Below are 18,102 nucleotides of genomic sequence, written 5' to 3'. Positions count from 1 at the left end.
CTGCGCAGACCTACGTTACTGATCGGTAAACCGGCACATCGTAAGGGGACGACACATGCGGCTCGGCATCAATCTCGGCTACTGGGGTGCGGGCATGGACGCCGACAACCTCGCCGTCGCCCAGGAGGCCGACCGCCTCGGCTACGACGTCTGCTGGGCGGCCGAGGCCTACGGCTCCGACGCGGCGACCGTACTGGCCTGGGTCGCCGCCCAGACCGAGCGGATCGACGTCGGCTCGGCCATCTTCCAGATCCCGGCCCGCCAGCCCGCGATGACCGCCATGACCGCCGCCACCCTGGACTCCCTCACCAAGGGCCGCTTCCGCCTGGGCCTCGGCGTCTCCGGCCCCCAGGTCTCCGAGGGCTGGTACGGCGTCAAGTTCGACAAGCCCCTCGCCCGCACCCGCGAGTACGTGGACATCGTCCGCAAGGCCATGAGCCGCGAGCGCCTCAGCTACGACGGCGAGCACTGGACCCTGCCGCTGCCCGGCGGCCCCGGCAAGCCGCTCAAGCTCACCGTGCACCCCGAGCGCCCGCACATCCCGCTCTACATCGCCGCCATCGGCCCCAAGAACCTGGAGCAGACCGGCGAGATCGCCGACGGCGCCCTGCTGATCTTCCCGGCCGCCGAGCACCTGGAGGAGACGGCCCTGCGCCACATCCGCGCGGGCCGCGCGAAGGCCGGACTGACCATGGACGGCTTCGACGTCTGCCCCACCGTGCCGCTGGCCGTCGGCGAGGACGTGACCGCCCTCGCGGACATGTTCCGCCCCTACACCGCCCTGTACGTCGGCGGCATGGGCAGCCCGAAGCAGAACTTCTACAACCAGCTCGCCCGGCGGATGGGGTACGAGAAGGAGGCCGCCGAGATCCAGGCCAAGTACCTGGGCGGCGACAAGACGGGCGCGGCGGCCGCCGTTCCGCACTCGCTGATCGACTCCACCACCCTGCTCGGCTCGGTGGAGCGCATCGCCGACCGGATGCGGGCCTACGCCGGTGCCGGGGTCACCACCCTCACGCTCGCCCCCGCCGGGTTCACCCTGGACGAGCGGCTCACCGCCCTGCGGGCCGGCACCGAGGCCCTGGAGCTGGCCGGCCTGGCCTGACGCGCACGGGCCGCCCCGGCGGCCGTCGGACGGAGCCTCCCCCGGCCACCGCCGGGCGGGCCCCGCGCGGTCACCCGAAGCCCGCGCGGCGGTGCGGGGCGGCGTCGGAGAGGGGTCAGCGGCCGTGGTGGGGGCTCGGGGGGTCTTCCCCGCCACGGCCGACACAGCGAACAACGCCCGGCCCGCCCGCGGGGTTACGCCCCGCGGTACGGTCCGCGGTTTCGTTCATTCGGGCGAGTCGCGGCACCCCACGGTTGCCCGCCCGCTCCATCCGCATTTGACTCGTTCCATGCTCTCCGCACGCAGCCTGTTCCAGGAGATCGTCGACGACGACGCCTCCTTCCAGCTGTTCTGCTCCATCGCCGCCGGCGGGGAGTCGCAGGGCGGCTGGGAGAACGCCAGGATCGCCGCCCTCGTCCCCGACGGCATGCGCGACCTCGCGCCCAAGATCGTCCGGCACGGCGCCGACGAGGACAAACACGGCCGGATCTTCCGCGCCCTGCTGCGCAAGCGCGGCCTGCCCGCCGTGCCCGTCCCGCCCGAGACCGACTACACCATGCTCCTCGAAGGCCGCGGCATCGGCCTCGCCCACGAGAAACTGCGCCGCGACGAGCCGCTGAGCGAGGAGGACATCGTCGTCTACCTCGCGCACAGCCGGGTCACCGAACAGCGCGCCGCCGACCAGATGGACATGCTCCTGCGCCACTTCGGCGACCACCCCGAGGTCGGCAAGGCCATCAGGGTGATCAGCCACGACGAGGACAACCACCTCGCCTACTGCCACGAGGAACTGCTGCGCCTGGCACGCGAGGGCCACGGCCGGACCATCCAGCGGGTCCTGCGCGACAGCGCCCTCGCCGAGATCGGCGTCTACCGGGACGTCAGCCTCGCCGTCATGGACCACATGGGCCGGCTGCTGCGCTGGCCCGCCCCCAAGGCGGCCGCGCTCGCCGCCGGCATCCGCGGGATGTACGCGTACGAGCGCTTCAGCGGCTGGCACCGCATGATCGCACTGCGCGCGCCCGAGCGCGCGAACCCGCTCGGCGGCCGGCCCGCCCCCGCGCCCGGCCTCGCCTGAGCCGGGCCGCGGCCCTCACAGCCAGCCGCGCCGCTTGAACATCCGGTGCAGCCCCAGGCACAGGCCCACCATCAGCAGCAGCACCACCGGATAGCCCCACCACTCCCGCAGCTCCGGCATGTGGTCGAAGTTCATCCCGTAGATCCCCGCGACCATCGTCGGCACGGCCGCCATGGCCGCCCACGCGGAGATCTTGCGCATGTCGTCGTTCTGCCGGACCCCCATCTGCGCCAGGTGCGCGGCCAGCGCGTCCGACAGCAGCCGGTCCAGGCCCTCGACGTACTCGTTCGCCTTCGTCAGGTGGTCGGCGACGTCCCGGAAGAACGGCCTGGCGTGGTCGTGCACGAACGGCACGTCCCCGAAGGCCAGCCGGTCCATCGGCTGCAGCAGCGGGCTCGTCGCCCGGCGGAACTCCAGCACCTGCCGCTTGAACCCGTAGATCCGGGCCGCGGTGTTCTTCGTGTCCGTGACGTTCGGCGCGAAGACCTCCGCCTCCAGCTCCTCCAGGTCCGCCTGGAGCTCGGCCGCCACCTCGATGTAGTGGTCCACCACCGCGTCGGACACCGCGTACAGCACCGCCGTGGGCCCGTGCCGCAGCACCCCCGGCTCGTGCTCCAGCCGCCGCCGCACGGCCGCCAGCGCCGCGCCCTCGCCGTGCCGGACGGTCACCACGAACGAGTCGCCGATGAACAGCATCAGCTCGCCCGTGGTCACCGTGTCCGCGTCGTCGTCGTACATGACCGGCTTGAGGACGACGAACAGCGAGTCGTCGTACACCTCCAGCTTCGGCCGCTGGTGCGCGGTCAGCGCGTCCTCCACCGCCAGCCTGTGCAGCCCGAACTCATGGCTGACGTGGGCGAACTCCTCCTCCGTCGGCTCGTACATGCCGATCCACAGGAAGGCGTCCCCCACCGCGCGCGCCTGCGCCAGGGCCTCCGAGAGGTCGCCCGGGGCCTCGGAGCGCCGGCCGTCACGGTACATCGCGCAGTCCACAATCACGCGGGGCATTCTTCCCCCACCGGCGCCCGCCCGCACGTCGGCCGCACCGCTTAGGCTGGCCCCCATGGCCACGCTGATCCTCGTACGACACGGGCGGTCCACCGCCAACACCGCCGGTCTGCTCGCCGGCTGGACCCCCGGGGTCGCCCTCGACGAGCGGGGCGCCGGGCAGGCCGCCGCGCTGCCCGGACGACTCGACGGAGTGCCCCTCGCCGCCGCCGTGTGCAGCCCGCTCCAGCGCTGCCGGGAGACCCTGGCCCCGCTGCTCGCCGCCCGCCCCGGCCTGCCCCTGCACACCGACGAGCGGATCGGGGAGTGCCACTACGGCGACTGGTCGGGCCGCAAGCTCTCCGAACTCGGCGACGAACCCCTCATGAAGATCGTCCAGCAGCACCCCTCGGCCGCCGCCTTCCCCGGCGGCGAGTCCATGCGTGCCATGCAGAACCGCGCCGTGGAGGCCGTCCGCGAGTGGAACGCGCGGATCGAGGAGGAGCACGGCGCCGACGCCGTCTTCCTGATGTGCTCCCACGGCGACATCATCAAGTCCGTCGTCGCCGACGCCCTCGGCATGCACCTCGACCTCTTCCAGCGCATCCACGTCGACCCCTGCTCGGTCACCGCGATCCGCTACACCCCCACCAGGCCCTTCCTGCTGCGCCTCGGCGACACCGGCGACTTCGCCCCGCTGATCCCGGCCGCGGCGCCGCCCGCGGAGAGCGCGGCCGAGGGCGGCGGCAACGCCGTCGTGGGCGGCGGCGCGGGCGCGGCCTGATCGGATGGCGCAGTAGGGTGGCAGGGCCAACACAACTGCGCAGCCCTGCCCCCGCCCCAGACTTGGAGACCGGTCGTGCCCCGTCAGGTGTTCCTTTACGACCCGCCGGACCGCTTCGTGGCGGGCACCGTCGGTCTGCCTGGACGTCGCACCTTCTTCCTCCAGGCCTCCCAGGGCCCCCGCGTCACCAGTGTCTCCCTGGAGAAGACGCAGGTCGCGGCGCTGGCCGAGCGGATGGACGAGCTGCTGGACGAGGTCGTGCGCCGCACCGGGGGCAACGCTCCCGTCCCCGCCGTCGCCTCCGCCGAAGCCGCCGACACCGCACCGCTGGACGTCCCCGTCGAGGAGGAGTTCCGCGTCGGCACCATGGCGCTGGCCTGGGACGGCGAACAGCAGCGCATGATCGTCGAGGCCCAGGCGCTCGTCGAACTCGACGCCGACTCCGAGGAGGACCTGGCAGAGGCCGAGGAGCGGCTCCTCCAGGACGAGGAGAACGGCCCGCCCATGCTGCGCGTACGGCTCTCCGGCGCCCAGGCGCGGGCCTTCGCCAAGCGGGCCCTGGACGTGGTCAACGCCGGCCGCCCGCCGTGCCCGCTGTGCAGCCTGCCCCTGGACCCCGAGGGGCACGTGTGCCCCCGCCAGAACGGGTACCGGCGTCAGGTGTGAGCGGCGTGACCCCGATAGAGGAGCTGCTCACCCGCGGTGAGCTCACTGTCCGCGGCCGCATCGCCGAGGCGTCCAACGCCGTGCTGCTGTGCACCGTGGCCTACGAGGGCCGCAGCGCCGAGTGCGTCTACAAGCCCGTCAAGGGCGAGCGGCCGCTGTGGGACTTCCCCGACGGCAACCTCGCCCGGCGCGAGCGCGCCGCCTACCTCGTCTCCGAGGCCACCGGCTGGGGGCTCGTGCCCACCACCGTGCTGCGCGACGGCCCCTACGGAGAGGGCATGGTGCAGCACTGGATCGACGCCGGAGAACAGCCGGAGCCGCAGCTGCTCGCGCTCGTGGAGGGCGAGGAGGCCGGGGAGGGCTGGAAGGCGGTCGCCCTCGCCGAGGTCGGGGAGGGCCGCACGGCCCTGCTCGTCCACGCCGACGACCCCAGGCTGCGCCGGCTCGCCGTCCTCGACGCCGTGATCAACAACGGTGACCGCAAGGGCGGCCACCTGCTCCCCGCGCCCGACGGCCGCCTCTACGGGATCGACCACGGTGTGACCTTCCACTCCGAGGACAAGCTCCGCACCCTGCTCTGGGGCTGGGCGGGGGAGCCGCTGACCGGTGAGGCGCGCTCCGTGCTGACCTCCCTGGAGGCCCAGCTGGCCGAGGACGCCCCGCTGACCGCCCGGCTGGCCGAACTGATCACCCCCGCAGAGCTGGCCGCCGTACGGGCCCGTGTCGCCTTCCTGCTGCGCAGCGGGACGCACCCCAAGCCCTCCGGGCAGTGGCCGTCGATCCCCTGGCCGCCCGTCTGAGCAGGGCGGACGCCCGAAGAGGACGGACGCACAGATCCGGCCAAAGCGCAAGGGTGGCGATCAAGCCAACAGTGCTGCTCCCATTCGTTTCCGGAACAGTCGTCCGGTTAGGCTCGAAGCATGCATGCCTGGCCCGCTTCTGAGGTCCCCGCCCTGCCCGGCAAGGGCCGCGACCTCCAGATCCACGACACCGCGACCCGGGCGACGGTCACCGTCGACCCCGGTCCCGTCGCCCGCCTCTACGTCTGCGGAATCACTCCGTACGACGCGACCCACATCGGTCACGCGGCGACCTACAACGCGTTCGACCTCGTTCAGCGCGTGTGGCTCGACAACAAGCGCCAGGTCCACTACGTCCAGAACGTCACGGACGTGGACGATCCGCTGCTGGAGCGGGCGCTGCGCGACGGGCACGACTGGACCGAGCTCGCGGAGCGCGAAACCGCCCTCTTCCGCGAGGACATGACCGCCCTGCGGATGCTGCCCCCGCAGCACTACATCGGCGCCGTCGAGGCCATACCCGGCATCGTGCCGCTGGTCGAGCGGCTCCGCGACGCGGGCGCCGCGTACGAACTCGAGGGCGACATCTACTTCTCGGTGGAGTCCGACCCGCACTTCGGCGGGGTCTCCCACCTCGACGCCCAGGCGATGCGGCTGCTGTCCGCGGAGCGCGGCGGCGACCCGGACCGCCCGGGCAAGAAGAACCCCCTGGACCCGATGCTGTGGATGGCCGCCCGCCCGGGCGACCCGAGCTGGGACGGCGCCTCGCTGGGGCCCGGCCGGCCGGGCTGGCACATCGAGTGCGTGGCCATCGCCCTGGAACACCTGGGCATGGGCTTCGACATCCAGGGCGGCGGCTCCGACCTCGCCTTCCCGCACCACGAGATGGGCGCCTCCCACGCGCACGCGCTGACGGGCGAGTTCCCGATGGCCAAGGCGTACGTCCACGCGGGCATGGTCGCCCTGCACGGCGAGAAGATGTCGAAGTCCAAGGGCAACCTGGTCTTCGTCTCGGCCCTGCGGCGCGCCGGCGTGGACCCGGCCGCCATCCGCCTGGCGCTGCTGTCGCACCACTACCGGGCGGACTGGGAGTGGACGGACGCCGTCCTCGCCGAGGCGGAGGCCCGCCTGGCGCGCTGGCGCGCGGCGGTCTCCCGCCCGGACGGCGTTCCCGCCGATTCGCTGGTGGAGGAGGTCCGCGAGGCCCTGGCCCGTGACCTGGACGCCCCTGCCGCCCTCGCGGCGGTGGACCGCTGGGTCGAGCGGCAGCTCGCCTCCGACGAAACGGACGAGACGGCCCCCGGCCTCGTCTCCCGCACGGTGGACGCCCTCCTGGGCGTAGCGCTGTAGCCTCAAACGCCGGCGGGGCCAGACAGAGCCCCGCCGGCGTTTGAGGCGCGGGGGTCTGGGGGCGGAGCCCCCTGGGAACGGTGGAAGGGCGGGTAGGGGACCGCTCCGCGCAGCGGCAGCCGCACCCCGCCCGCCCTCCCTCCCGGACGGCTACGCCTGCGGGGCCTCGGGGGAGTCGTCCCCCGGCTCATCCGGCTCCGGCGGCGCAGCCGGAGGCTCCTCCGCAGAAGGCTCCGGCTTCCGCTTCGACGCCCGCGGCCCCGCAGACGTGTCCCGCAGGTACGACCCGTCCCCCGGCCCGTCGGCAGACGAAGGGTCCCGCCGCCGCAGGTACCGCTCGAACTCCCGCGCGATGGCGTCCCCGGACGCCTCCGGGAGGTCCGCCGTGTCCCGCGCCTCCTCCAGCGTCTGGACGTACTCCGCCACCTCGCTGTCCTCGGCGGCCAGTTGGTCCACCCCCAGCTGCCACGCCCGCGCGTCCTCCGGCAGTTCCCCGAGCGGGATCCTGATGTCGATCAGGTCCTCCAGCCGGTTCAGCAGCGCCAGCGTCGCCTTCGGGTTCGGCGGCTGCGACACGTAGTGCGGCACCGCCGCCCACAGCGACACCGCCGGGACCCCCGCGTGCGTGCAGGCCTCCTGGAGCACGCCCACGATCCCCGTCGGGCCCTCGTACTTGGTCTCCTCCAGGTCCATCGTCCGCGCCAGGTCGGGGTCCGACGTCACCCCGCTGACCGGCACCGGCCGGGTGTGCGGGGTGTCCCCGAGGAGCGCGCCGAGGATGACGACCATCTCCACGCCCAGCTCGTGCGCGAAACCCAGCAGCTCGTTGCAGAACGACCGCCACCGCATGGACGGTTCGATGCCCCGCACCAGCACCAGGTCGCGCGGCTTCGCCCCGCCGATCCGGACCACCGACAGCCGCGTCGTCGGCCAGGTGATCTTCCTGACCCCGTGCTCCAGGAACACCGTCGGCCGGTTGACCTGGAAGTCGTAGTAGTCCTCGGCGTCGAGCGCCGCGAAGACCTCGCCCTTCCACTCCCGGTCCAGGTGCGCCACCGCACCGGAGGCGGCGTCACCCGCGTCGTTCCAGCCCTCGAACGCGGCCACCATGACCGGGTCGATCAGCTCGGGCACGCCCTCAAGCTCGATCACCCAGGTCTCCTTCCGAAGTTCCTTGTGTACGTGGGAAAGCCTAAGCCTTGTGGGGTCGGCCGCCACAGTCCACGACAGAGGGGCGGTTCCCCTCGGAACCGCCCCTCTTCCCCACCTGCGTACGAGCTATGCCTTGCGGGCCAGCATCTCCTCGACGCGGGCCCGTACGGACTCGTCGTCCAGGCCGCGGATGGTCACCGTCGTACGGCGGCGCAGCACGTCGTCCGCGGTCTCGGCCCACTCGTGGTCACGGGCGTAGGCGACCTGCGCCCAGATCTCCGGGCCGTCCGGGTGGATGCGCTCGGCGAGCGCCGGGTCCTCGTTCGCCAGGCGGGCGATGTCGAAGGCCAGCGAGCCGTAGTGCGAGGCCAGGTGGCGGGCGGTCAGCGGGTCCATCCGGGCGCCGGGCTCGTGGTCCACGAGCAGGCGGTGCGCGACGGCGTTCGGGTTGGCGACACCGGGCAGCGGGACGCGGCGCACGAGGGACTTCACCGGCTCCATGTCATCGGTCAGCGGGCTGCCGGGGAGCTTGGCGAGCTTGTCCATGACCACGCGGCCGATGTGGCGGTACGTGGTCCACTTGCCGCCGGCGACGGACAGCATGCCGCCCGCGCCCTCGGTGACGACCGTCTCGCGCTTGGCCTTCTCGACGCCGCCGGGGCCGCCGGGCAGCACGCGCAGGCCGGCGAAGGCGTACGTCATCAGGGAGCGGTCGAGGTCGGCGTCCTTGATCGAGAAGGCGGCCTCGTCCAGGATCTGCTGGATGTCCTTCTCGGTGGCGCGCACGTCCGCCGGGTCGCCCTCGTACACCTCGTCGGTGGTGCCGAGCAGGAGCTGGTCCTCCCACGGCAGGGCGAAGGTGATGCGGTACTTGTCGATCGGGGTGGCCATGGCGGCCTTCCACGGCGACTTGCGCTTCATGACGATGTGCGCGCCCTTGGAGAGGCGGATCGACGGCAGCGCGTGCTTGTCTTCCATGCGCCGCAGGTGGTCCACCCACGGGCCGGTGGCGTTGAGCACGACGCGGGCGTCGACGCCGAACTCGGTGCCGTCGAGGCGGTCCTTGAGCTCGGCACCCGAGACCCGGCCGCGCGTCATGCGCAGGCCGGTGACCTCGGCGTGGTTGAGGACGACCGCACCCGACTCGACGGCCGCGCGCACCGTCATCACGGCGACGCGGGAGTCGTTCATCTGGTGGTCGTAGTAGACCGCGACGGCCTTGAGGTTGTCGGTCTTCAGACCGGGGTTGTCGGCGACGGCACGGGCCGGGGATATGACCTTGCCCATGCCGTCGCCGAAGGCCGAGAGGGCGGAGTAGGCGAAGACGCCCGCGCCCAGCTTGGCCGCACCCACCGGGCCGCCCTTGTAGACCGGCAGGTAGAAGGTGAGCGGGTTGACCAGGTGCGGGGCCACGTCCTTGGCCAGCACCCGCCGCTCGTGGTGGTTCTCGGCCACCAGCTTGACCGCGCCGGTCTGCAGGTAGCGCAGACCGCCGTGGACGAGCTTGGAGGAGGCGGAGGAGGTGGCGCCGGCGAAGTCGCCGGCGTCCACCATGGCGACCCGCAGACCCGACTGCGCGGCGTGCCAGGCCACCGAGGTGCCCAGGATTCCACCGCCGATGACCAGCAGGTCGTACGTGGCCTTCGCCAGCTGCTCACGGGTCTCGGCGCGGCTCGGGTTCGAGCCGGCGGTCGGGTGCGTGCCCAGTGCGGGGACGCTCTGCAGGGTGCTCATGTCTCTTCAGCTCCTCGTCATTTCGACAGCTGGTGCGGTCAGCCGGCGTTCTCGTCGTCGATCCAGCCCATGGACCGCTCGACGGCCTTGAGCCAGTTCTTGTACTCGCGGTCCCGCTGCTCGGCGGGCATCCGCGGGGTCCACTCCGCCGCGCGGCGCCAGTTGGCGCGCAGGGCGTCGGTGTCCGGCCAGAAGCCGACGGCCAGGCCGGCGGCGTAGGCGGCGCCGAGGCAGGTGGTCTCGGCGACCATCGGACGGACCACGGGGGCGTCCAGGAAGTCGGAGAGCGTCTGCATCAGCAGGTTGTTGGAGGTCATACCACCGTCGACCTTGAGGGCCGCCAGCTCGACGCCGGAGTCCTTGGTCATGGCGTCGGTGATCTCGCGGGTCTGCCAGGCGGTGGCCTCGAGGACGGCACGGGCGATGTGCGCCTTGGTGACGTACCGGGTGAGGCCGGCGATCACACCGCGGGCGTCGGAGCGCCAGTACGGGGCGAACAGGCCGGAGAAGGCCGGTACGAAGTAGGCGCCGCCGTTGTCCTCGACGGAGGAGGCCAGGGTCTCGATCTCGGCCGCGGACTTGATCAGGCCCATCTGGTCGCGCATCCACTGGACGAGCGAGCCGGTGACGGCGATGGAGCCCTCCAGGGCGTAGACCGGCTTCTGGTCGCCGATCTGGTAGCCGACCGTGGTCAGCAGGCCGCTGTAGGAGTTGATGATCTTGTCGCCGGTGTTCATCAGCATGAACGTGCCGGTGCCGTAGGTGGACTTGGCCTCGCCCTCGGCGAAGCAGGTCTGGCCGAAGAGGGCGGCCTGCTGGTCACCGAGCGCCGAGGCGACCGGGACACCGGCGAGGACGCCGTCCTTGACGTGGCCGTAGACCTCGGCGGAGGACTTGATCTCGGGGAGCACGTTGAGCGGGACGCCCATCGACTCGGCGATCTTCTCGTCCCACGCCAGGGTGTGCAGGTTCATCAGCATGGTGCGCGAGGCGTTGGTGACGTCCGTGACGTGCGCACCGCCCTGGGCGCCACCGGTGAGGTTCCAGATGACCCAGGAGTCCATGGTGCCGAAGAGGATGTCCCCGGCCTCGGCGCGCTCGCGCAGGCCCTCGACGTTGTCGAGCAGCCAGCGGACCTTCGGGCCGGCGAAGTAGCTCGCCAGCGGCAGGCCGGTCTCGCGGCGGAAGCGGTCCTGGCCGACGTTGCGGCCGAGCTCCTTGCACAGGGCGTCGGTGCGGGTGTCCTGCCAGACCAGCGCGTTGTGCACCGGCTCGCCGGTGTTCTTGTCCCACAGGACGGTGGTCTCGCGCTGGTTGGTGATGCCGACGGCCTTGACGTCGGCGGCGGTGATCTCGGCCTTGGCGATGGCGCCGGCGACGACCTCCTGGACGTTGGTCCAGATCTCGGTGGCGTCGTGCTCGACCCAGCCCGGCTTCGGGAAGATCTGCTCGTGCTCCTTCTGGTCGACGGCGACGATGCGGCCGTCGCGGTCGAAGACGATGCAGCGGGAGGAGGTGGTGCCCTGGTCGATCGCGGCGATGAAGGGGCCGGTGCTGCTGGTCATGGTGGCTGCTCCTGGCAGGTCTGTTGAGTAGGCGGAATCAGGAGGGCGGTGCGGATCTTACGAACGCGGCCGAAGCTGATCAGGCGAACGCGATGTTGTACAGACCGCCGGCGAGCGCGGCACCGACGAGCGGGCCGAGCACCGGGATCCAGGAGTAGCCCCAGTCCGAGCCGCCCTTGTTGGGCAGCGGGAGCAGGGAGTGGACTATGCGGGGACCGAGGTCGCGGACCGGGTTGATGGCGTAGCCGGTCGGGCCGCCGAGGGAGAGGCCGATGCCGACGACCACGAAGGAGGTGATCAGGACGCCGATGACGCCGAGGCCCTTGCCGTCGCCCTGGAGGCCCTGGGTCAGGATCGCGAGGACGAGGACGAAGGTGCCGATGATCTCCGTGGCCATGTTCTGGACCACGTTGCGGATCTCGGGGCCGGTGGAGAAGATCCCGAGCACCGGGCCGGCGACGTCGTGCGGGTGCGGGTCCTCGGGACCGAGCTTGGCGTCCTTGATGTTCTCCGGGTCCGCCAGGTGCGCGCGGAACTGGCCGTAGTAGGTGATCCACATCAGGACCGCGCCGAGCATGGCACCGAGCAGCTGGCCCGCGAGGTAGACGGGGACGTCGCCCCACTCGCCGGTCTTCACGGCTATGCCGACGGTGACCGCCGGGTTCAGGTGCGCGCCGGAGAGCGGCGCGGAGACGTAGGCGGCGATCAGGACGGCGAAGCCCCACCCGAAGGTGATCGCGAGCCAGCCCGCGCCGCGGGCCTTGGAGCTCTTGAGCGTGAGGGCGGCGCACACGCCGCCGCCGAGCAGAGTGAGCAGGGCGGTACCGATGGTCTCGCCGATGAAGATGTCGGAGCTGGACACCCGCGACTCCTTTGTCTTACGTCCAGGGGTGGGCGGACACCGGGTCCCTCCGGTGGGTCCGCGCACTCGGTGAGTGCTTCACCGGTCCATGGCCTCGCCCTAGCCTAACGCGTATTGCCGGTAGGTGTTCGACAATGCCGACCGATGAACGGCAGTTTTCCGCCTGGGTTCAGAACGCGTCAAGGCCTGACCAGGTCAAAGAACCGGATCGTTACCACTCGGTACGATCGCCCAAATCCGGCCAATGGCCGGTCCGGAAACGAAGAGGTCCACCCGAATGGCGCCCAAAGCGGCCAAGGGGTGGACCAAAGGGATCAGGTCAAGCTCAGAACCGGCCCGCTCCGAGGTCGCGCGAAACCGACCGGGCGCAGTCCCGCACGGAGGCCACCAGGGCCGCACGAGGCTCCCCGGACTCCCCGCACACGCGCTCCACGGCGCCCGCGACGGCCACCGCGCCCACCGGCATGCGCCGTCGGTCGTGGATCGGCGCCGCCACCGAGGCGATGCCCTCCCAGGTCTCCTCCACGTCCGCCGCCCACCCGCGGGCCCGCGTCAGGTCCAGGACCTCCTCGAAGCCCGCCGCGTCGGTCACCGTGCGCGGGGTGAAGGCCTCCCGCTCCGCGTCCAGGGCCTCCGTGTGCGCCACCGGGTCGTAGGCCGACAGCACCTTGCCCAGGGCCGTGGAGTGCAGCGGCTGCATGGCCCCGACCTCCAGCACCTGCCGGCTGTCGTCGGGCCGGAACACGTGGTGCATGATCAGCACCCCGCTCTTGTGCAGCACGCCCACGTAGACGCTCTCGCCGCTCGCCCGGGCCAGGTCGTCCGTCCACACCAGCGCGCGGGCGCGCAGCTCGTGCACGTCCAGGTAGCTGTTGCCCAGCCGCAGCAGCTCGGCGCCCAGCTGGTAGCGCCCCGAAGCCGGGTCCTGCTCCACGAAGCCCTCGGCCTGCAGGGTGCGCAGGATCCCGTGGGCCGTGCCCTTGGCCAGGCCCAGGGCGGACGCCACGTCCGACAGGCCCAGCCGGCGCTCCCCGCCGGCCAGGAGCCGCAGCATCGCAGCGGCTCGTTCGAGCGACTGGATGTTCCGTGCCATCGCGCAGCCTCCTGCTGACGTAGTTCGACCATGCCGAACACTATCGGTCGATGCCGACCTCGTGCATGCTTGGGTGTTTCCCGGTGTGCCGCCGACCAGGGCACCCGTCCGTGCGACTCCCGGGCACAGAATGCAGTCCGCCACGTGGGACGCCCTCACCGGGGCGGGTGCCGCGCGGTTACCCTGACCGCGTGCACCCCTGACACAGCGGGGGCGCAAAGCCGACAGCCGTCGCATCCCAGGGAGCTCAACCATGGCCTCGTTGCCGAACCCGCCCGCAGACACCCAGACCCGGGCCGATGCCCTCCGAGAGGCGCTCGCGACCCGCGTGGTCGTCGCCGACGGAGCCATGGGAACCATGCTCCAGGCACAGGACCCCACCCTGGAAGACTTCCAGCAGCTCGAAGGCTGCAACGAGGTCCTGAACGTCACCCGCCCCGACATCGTCCGCTCGGTCCACGAGGCGTACTTCTCGGTGGGCGTCGACTGCGTCGAGACCAACACCTTCGGAGCGAACTACGCGGCCCTCGCCGAGTACGACATCCCCGAACGCAACTTCGAGCTCTCCGAGGCCGGCGCCCGCATCGCCCGGCAGGTCGCCGACGAGTTCACCGCCTCCACCGGACAGCAGCGCTGGGTCCTCGGCTCCATCGGCCCCGGCACCAAGCTGCCCACCCTCGGCCACATCGCCTACGCCCAGATCCGCGACGCCTACCAGGTCAACGCCGAAGGTCTGATCTCCGGCGGCGCCGACGCGCTGCTCGTCGAGACCACCCAGGACCTCCTCCAGACCAAGTCCTCCATCATCGGCGCCCGCCGCGCCATGGAAGCCCTCGGCGTCACGGTCCCGCTGATCTGCTCCGTCACCGTCGAGACCACCGGCACGATGCTGCTGGGTTCGGAGATCGGGGCGGCGCTGACGGCGCTGGAGCCGCTGGGGATCGACATGATCGGTCTGAACTGTGCGACCGGTCCGGCGGAGATGAGCGAGCACCTGCGCTATCTCGCGCGGAACGCGCGCATCCCGCTGTCGTGCATGCCGAACGCCGGTCTGCCCGTCCTGACGAAGCAGGGTGCGCACTACCCGCTGTCGGCGTCGGAGCTGGCCGATGCGCAGGAGACGTTCGTGCGGGAGTACGGGCTCTCGCTGGTGGGCGGTTGCTGTGGCACCACTCCCGAGCATCTGCGGCAGGTGGTGGAGCGGGTGAGGGGCGCCGCCGTCGTGGAGCGCGACCCGCGCCCCGAGCCGGGTGCGGCCTCGCTGTATCAGACGGTGCCGTTCCGGCAGGACACCTCGTACATGGCGATCGGTGAGCGGACGAACGCGAACGGGTCGAAGAAGTTCCGTGAGGCGATGCTGGAGGCGCGCTGGGACGACTGTGTGGAGATGGCGCGGGACCAGATCCGTGAGGGCGCGCACATGCTGGACCTGTGTGTGGACTATGTGGGCCGTGACGGTGTCGCGGACATGCGGGAGCTGGCGGGGCGTTTCGCGACGGCTTCGACGCTGCCGATCGTGCTGGACTCGACCGAGGTTCCGGTGATCCAGGCGGGTCTGGAGATGCTGGGCGGGCGTGCGGTCATCAACTCGGTGAACTACGAGGACGGTGACGGTCCGCAGTCGCGTTTTGCGAAGGTGACGCGGCTGGCGCGGGAGCATGGTGCCGCGTTGATCGCGCTGACGATCGACGAGGAGGGCCAGGCCCGTACGGTCGAGCACAAGGTCGCGATCGCGGAGCGGCTGATCGGGGACCTGACGTCGAACTGGGGTATCCGTGAGTCGGACATCCTGATCGACACCCTGACGTTCACGATCTGCACGGGTCAGGAGGAGTCGCGTAAGGACGGGATCGCGACGATCGAGGCGATCCGTGAGCTCAAGCGGCGTCATCCGCAGGTGCAGACCACGCTGGGTCTGTCGAATATTTCGTTCGGTCTGAATCCGGCTGCTCGTGTGCTGCTGAACTCGGTGTTCCTGGACGAGTGTGTGAAGGCGGGTCTGGATTCGGCGATCGTCCATGCGTCGAAGATCCTGCCGATCGCGCGGTTCGACGAGGAGCAGGTCAGCACGGCTCTGGATTTGATCTATGACCGTCGTGAGGGTGACTACGACCCGCTGCAGAAGCTGATGGCCCTGTTCGAGGGGGTCAACACGAAGTCGCTGAAGGCCGGCCGTGCGCAGGAGCTTCTTGCGCTGCCGTTGGAGGAGCGGCTGCGGCGGCGGATCATCGACGGGGAGAAGAACGGTCTGGAGGCCGATCTCGACGAGGCGCTGACGGGCCGTCCGGCGCTGGACATCGTCAACGACACCCTTCTGGAGGGGATGAAGGTCGTCGGTGAGCTGTTCGGGTCGGGGCAGATGCAGTTGCCGTTCGTGCTCCAGTCGGCCGAGGTGATGAAGACGGCGGTGGCCTATCTGGAGCCGCACATGGAGAAGACGGACGACGAGGGCAAGGGCACGATCGTGCTGGCCACGGTCCGCGGTGATGTCCATGACATCGGTAAGAACCTGGTCGACATCATCCTCACCAACAACGGCTACAACGTGGTGAACATCGGTATCAAGCAGCCGGTTTCCGCGATCGTGGAGGCCGCGCAGGAGCACAAGGCCGATGTGATCGGCATGTCCGGGCTCCTGGTGAAGTCCACCGTGATCATGAAGGAGAACCTGGAGGAGCTCAACCAGCGCAAGCTGGCCGCCGACTTCCCGGTGATCCTGGGCGGCGCGGCCCTGACCCGGGCCTATGTCGAGCAGGACCTCCACGAGATCTACGAGGGCGAGGTCCGCTACGCCCGCGACGCGTTCGAGGGCCTGCGGCTGATGGACGCCCTGATCGCCGTCAAGCGCGGCGTCCCCGGCGCCACCCTGCCCGAGCTCAAGCAGCGCCGCGTCGCCAAGCGGGACACGCCCGCCCTCCAGGTGGAGGAGCCCGAGCAGCCGGGCGGCCGTTCCGACGTGGCCGTCGACAACCCGGTGCCCACCCCGCCCTTCTGGGGGACCCGCGTGGTCAAGGGCATCCCGCTCAAGGACTACGCCTCCTGGCTGGACGAGGGCGCGCTGTTCAAGGGCCAGTGGGGCCTCAAGCAGGCCCGAGCCGGCGGCGCCACCTACGAGGAGCTCGTCGAGAACGAGGGCCGCCCGCGCCTGCGCGGCCTGCTGGAGAAGCTGCACACCGAGAACCTCCTCGAAGCGGCCGTGGTCTACGGCTACTTCCCGTGCGTCTCCAAGGGCGACGACCTGATCATCCTGGACGAGCAGGGCAACGAGCGGACCCGCTTCACCTTCCCGCGCCAGCGCCGGGGCCGGCGCCTGTGCCTCGCGGACTTCTTCCGCCCGGAGGAGTCCGGCGAGACCGACGTCATCGGCCTCCAGGTGGTCACCGTCGGCTCGAAGATCGGCGAGGCCACGGCCAAGCTGTTCGAGTCCGACTCCTACCGCGACTACCTGGAGCTGCACGGCCTGTCCGTCCAGCTGGCCGAGGCCCTCGCCGAGTACTGGCACGCCCGCGTCCGCGCCGAGCTCGGCTTCGGCGGCGAGGACCCGGCCGCCATCGAGGACATGTTCGACCTCAAGTACCGGGGAGCCCGCTTCTCCCTCGGCTACGGGGCCTGCCCCGACCTGGAGGACCGGGCGAAGATCGCCACCCTCCTGGAGCCGGAGCGGATCGGCGTCCACCTCTCGGAGGAGTTCCAGCTCCACCCCGAGCAGTCCACCGATGCTCTGGTCATCCACCACCCCGAAGCGAAGTATTTCAACGCACGCTGACACAGACCGGCGTACACTGGTCGGTCCCATACAGGCCGGTCACCTGTTCCCGAGGGGGAAGCCCCGCGCGGTTCCGAGGTGACCGGCCTTGTCGTCCCCGGAGAGAGGCGTACGCATGACCAGCACCGTTCCCGCTCCCGTCGTCCACACGGCCGACGGGCACGCCCTGCAGGCGGTGCTGCTCGACATGGACGGCACCCTCGTCGACACCGAGGGGTTCTGGTGGGAGATCGAGGCGCAGATCTTCCAGGAACTGGGCCATCGCCTCGACGAGGCCTGGCGCGACGTGGTCGTCGGCGGCCCCATGAGCCGCAGCGCCTCCTTCCTCATCGAGGCGACCGGCGCCGACATCGGCCTCGCCGAACTGAGCGTCCTGCTCAACGAGCGCTTCGAGGCCCGGATCGCCGAGCAGGTCCCCATGATGCCCGGCGCCGAGCGGCTGCTGAGCGAGCTGGCCCGGCACAACGTGCCCACCGCCCTGGTCTCCGCCTCCCACCGCCGCGTCATCGACCAGGTCCTGCTCACCCTCGGCCGCGACCGCTTCCACCTGACCGTCGCCGGCGACGAGGTCCCCCGCACCAAGCCCCACCCCGACCCCTACCTGTTCGCCGCGAGCAGCCTCGGCGCGCACCCCTCGCGGTGCGCCGTCATCGAGGACACCGCCACCGGGGTGGCGGCCGCCGAAGCGGCCGGCTGCCGCGTCGTGGCCGTGCCCTCCGTGGGCCTGATCGAGCCCGCCCCGGGCCGGACCATCGTGCGCTCGCTGGAGGACGTGGACCTGAGCTTCCTGCGCTCCCTCATCACTCCGATGAACTAGGCGCACACCGTCCGTGCCGGACGCAAAACGGGGGCGGGACCTCCTTCCCGCGCAAGGATCTTCCGCCTCCGGGTCCGGAGGCCGAAATTCCATCCCGGCGATGTGGGCGGAGCGGGTGACTTTGGTCACCCGCGCAGCCTTCGCCGGACCTGCCCCGACGCTCCAAGGGCTTCCCATGTGTCCGGATTGATCATCTCCTGACACCATCTGCGAAGACTCCGGCATAAGCGGTCAGTCCGCACCCATCACAGTGCGATTACGCCCCAACTCCTGCTGGTTCCAGCCACCCCGTCCCGGGCCACTAATGTCGTCGCGGGCACTCCGCACGCACCTCTGCCGTACC

14 protein-coding genes are annotated in these 18,102 nt (G+C 71.0%); 8 read left to right on the top strand and 6 right to left on the bottom strand.

Features of this window, described 5'->3' with window-relative positions; translation table 11 throughout:
- The first annotated feature begins 55 nt into the window (after window positions 1–55).
- Window positions 56–1,105, top strand: a complete 1,050-nt coding sequence (locus B4U46_RS07945) for an LLM class F420-dependent oxidoreductase (protein ID WP_079425322.1) — start codon at window positions 56–58, stop codon at window positions 1,103–1,105.
- 289 nt (window positions 1,106–1,394) lie between these two features.
- Entirely contained in the window at window positions 1,395–2,183 is a 789-nt protein-coding gene (locus B4U46_RS07940) for a hypothetical protein (protein WP_079425320.1), read from the top strand.
- 15 nt (window positions 2,184–2,198) lie between these two features.
- Here B4U46_RS07940 and corA read toward each other — a convergent pair whose 3' ends face one another.
- Window positions 2,199–3,191, bottom strand: a complete 993-nt coding sequence (gene corA, locus B4U46_RS07935) for a magnesium/cobalt transporter CorA (RefSeq protein ID WP_079425317.1) — start codon at window positions 3,189–3,191, stop codon at window positions 2,199–2,201.
- 55 nt (window positions 3,192–3,246) lie between these two features.
- Here corA and B4U46_RS07930 point away from each other — a divergent pair, with 55 nt between their 5' ends.
- From B4U46_RS07930 to mshC, 4 genes are all read left to right on the top strand, one after another.
- On the top strand, window positions 3,247–3,954 hold the full coding sequence (locus B4U46_RS07930) for a histidine phosphatase family protein (protein ID WP_079425315.1): 708 nt from the start codon (window positions 3,247–3,249) through the stop codon (window positions 3,952–3,954).
- A 75-nt stretch (window positions 3,955–4,029) separates the two neighbouring features.
- Window positions 4,030–4,620, top strand: coding sequence for a DUF3090 domain-containing protein (locus tag B4U46_RS07925; protein ID WP_079425313.1), 591 nt, complete (start codon window positions 4,030–4,032; stop codon window positions 4,618–4,620).
- A gap of 5 nt (window positions 4,621–4,625) precedes the next feature.
- Window positions 4,626–5,420: an SCO1664 family protein gene (locus tag B4U46_RS07920; protein ID WP_079425311.1), complete on the top strand. Its 795-nt coding sequence runs from the start codon at window positions 4,626–4,628 to the stop codon at window positions 5,418–5,420.
- Between the two features lie 120 nt (window positions 5,421–5,540).
- The gene (mshC, locus tag B4U46_RS07915; protein WP_079425309.1) at window positions 5,541–6,770 is read left to right on the top strand and encodes a cysteine--1-D-myo-inosityl 2-amino-2-deoxy-alpha-D-glucopyranoside ligase; all 1,230 of its coding nucleotides are present in this window, start codon (window positions 5,541–5,543) and stop codon (window positions 6,768–6,770) included.
- A 150-nt stretch (window positions 6,771–6,920) separates the two neighbouring features.
- Here mshC and B4U46_RS07910 read toward each other — a convergent pair whose 3' ends face one another.
- The 5 genes from B4U46_RS07910 to B4U46_RS07890 form a co-directional block, all read right to left on the bottom strand.
- Window positions 6,921–7,922, bottom strand: coding sequence for a PAC2 family protein (locus tag B4U46_RS07910; protein ID WP_079425307.1), 1,002 nt, complete (start codon window positions 7,920–7,922; stop codon window positions 6,921–6,923).
- 126 nt (window positions 7,923–8,048) lie between these two features.
- On the bottom strand, window positions 8,049–9,656 hold the full coding sequence (locus B4U46_RS07905) for a glycerol-3-phosphate dehydrogenase/oxidase (RefSeq protein ID WP_079425305.1): 1,608 nt from the start codon (window positions 9,654–9,656) through the stop codon (window positions 8,049–8,051).
- Between the two features lie 38 nt (window positions 9,657–9,694).
- On the bottom strand, window positions 9,695–11,221 hold the full coding sequence (gene glpK / locus B4U46_RS07900; protein ID WP_079425303.1) for a glycerol kinase GlpK: 1,527 nt from the start codon (window positions 11,219–11,221) through the stop codon (window positions 9,695–9,697).
- Window positions 11,222–11,300: 79 nt separating this feature from the next.
- Window positions 11,301–12,083, bottom strand: a complete 783-nt coding sequence (locus B4U46_RS07895; RefSeq protein WP_079425301.1) for an MIP/aquaporin family protein — start codon at window positions 12,081–12,083, stop codon at window positions 11,301–11,303.
- Window positions 12,084–12,408: 325 nt separating this feature from the next.
- Window positions 12,409–13,176 (bottom strand): IclR family transcriptional regulator, encoded by a 768-nt coding sequence (locus B4U46_RS07890; protein WP_079425299.1) that lies wholly within the window; start codon window positions 13,174–13,176, stop codon window positions 12,409–12,411.
- Between the two features lie 253 nt (window positions 13,177–13,429).
- On the opposite strand from B4U46_RS07890, the gene metH reads away from it, so the two are divergent.
- Window positions 13,430–16,942 (top strand): methionine synthase, encoded by a 3,513-nt coding sequence (metH, locus tag B4U46_RS07885; RefSeq protein ID WP_079425297.1) that lies wholly within the window; start codon window positions 13,430–13,432, stop codon window positions 16,940–16,942.
- A 115-nt stretch (window positions 16,943–17,057) separates the two neighbouring features.
- The gene (locus tag B4U46_RS07880) at window positions 17,058–17,759 is read left to right on the top strand and encodes an HAD family hydrolase (RefSeq protein ID WP_079425294.1); all 702 of its coding nucleotides are present in this window, start codon (window positions 17,058–17,060) and stop codon (window positions 17,757–17,759) included.
- The last annotated feature ends 343 nt before the right edge of the window (window positions 17,760–18,102 follow it).

The sequence above is a fragment of the Streptomyces katrae genome (genome assembly GCF_002028425.1).
Lineage (GTDB): Bacteria > Actinomycetota > Actinomycetes > Streptomycetales > Streptomycetaceae > Streptomyces > Streptomyces katrae_A.
This window is presented reverse-complemented; position numbering and strand designations above follow the sequence as displayed.

Excerpts from the sequence above, each read along its gene's own strand:
- B4U46_RS07890 (WP_079425299.1), bottom strand. The coding sequence starts at position 13,176 with ATGGCACGGAACATCCAGTCGCTCGAACGAGCCGCTGCGATGCTGCGG.
- B4U46_RS07905 (WP_079425305.1), bottom strand. The coding sequence starts at position 9,656 with ATGAGCACCCTGCAGAGCGTCCCCGCACTGGGCACGCACCCGACCGCC.
- B4U46_RS07880 (WP_079425294.1), top strand. The coding sequence starts at position 17,058 with ATGACCAGCACCGTTCCCGCTCCCGTCGTCCACACGGCCGACGGGCAC.
- B4U46_RS07940 (WP_079425320.1), top strand. The coding sequence starts at position 1,395 with ATGCTCTCCGCACGCAGCCTGTTCCAGGAGATCGTCGACGACGACGCC.
- glpK (WP_079425303.1), bottom strand. The coding sequence starts at position 11,221 with ATGACCAGCAGCACCGGCCCCTTCATCGCCGCGATCGACCAGGGCACC.
- metH (WP_079425297.1), top strand. The coding sequence starts at position 13,430 with ATGGCCTCGTTGCCGAACCCGCCCGCAGACACCCAGACCCGGGCCGAT.
- B4U46_RS07945 (WP_079425322.1), top strand. The coding sequence starts at position 56 with ATGCGGCTCGGCATCAATCTCGGCTACTGGGGTGCGGGCATGGACGCC.
- corA (WP_079425317.1), bottom strand. The coding sequence starts at position 3,191 with ATGCCCCGCGTGATTGTGGACTGCGCGATGTACCGTGACGGCCGGCGC.
- B4U46_RS07930 (WP_079425315.1), top strand. The coding sequence starts at position 3,247 with ATGGCCACGCTGATCCTCGTACGACACGGGCGGTCCACCGCCAACACC.
- mshC (WP_079425309.1), top strand. The coding sequence starts at position 5,541 with ATGCATGCCTGGCCCGCTTCTGAGGTCCCCGCCCTGCCCGGCAAGGGC.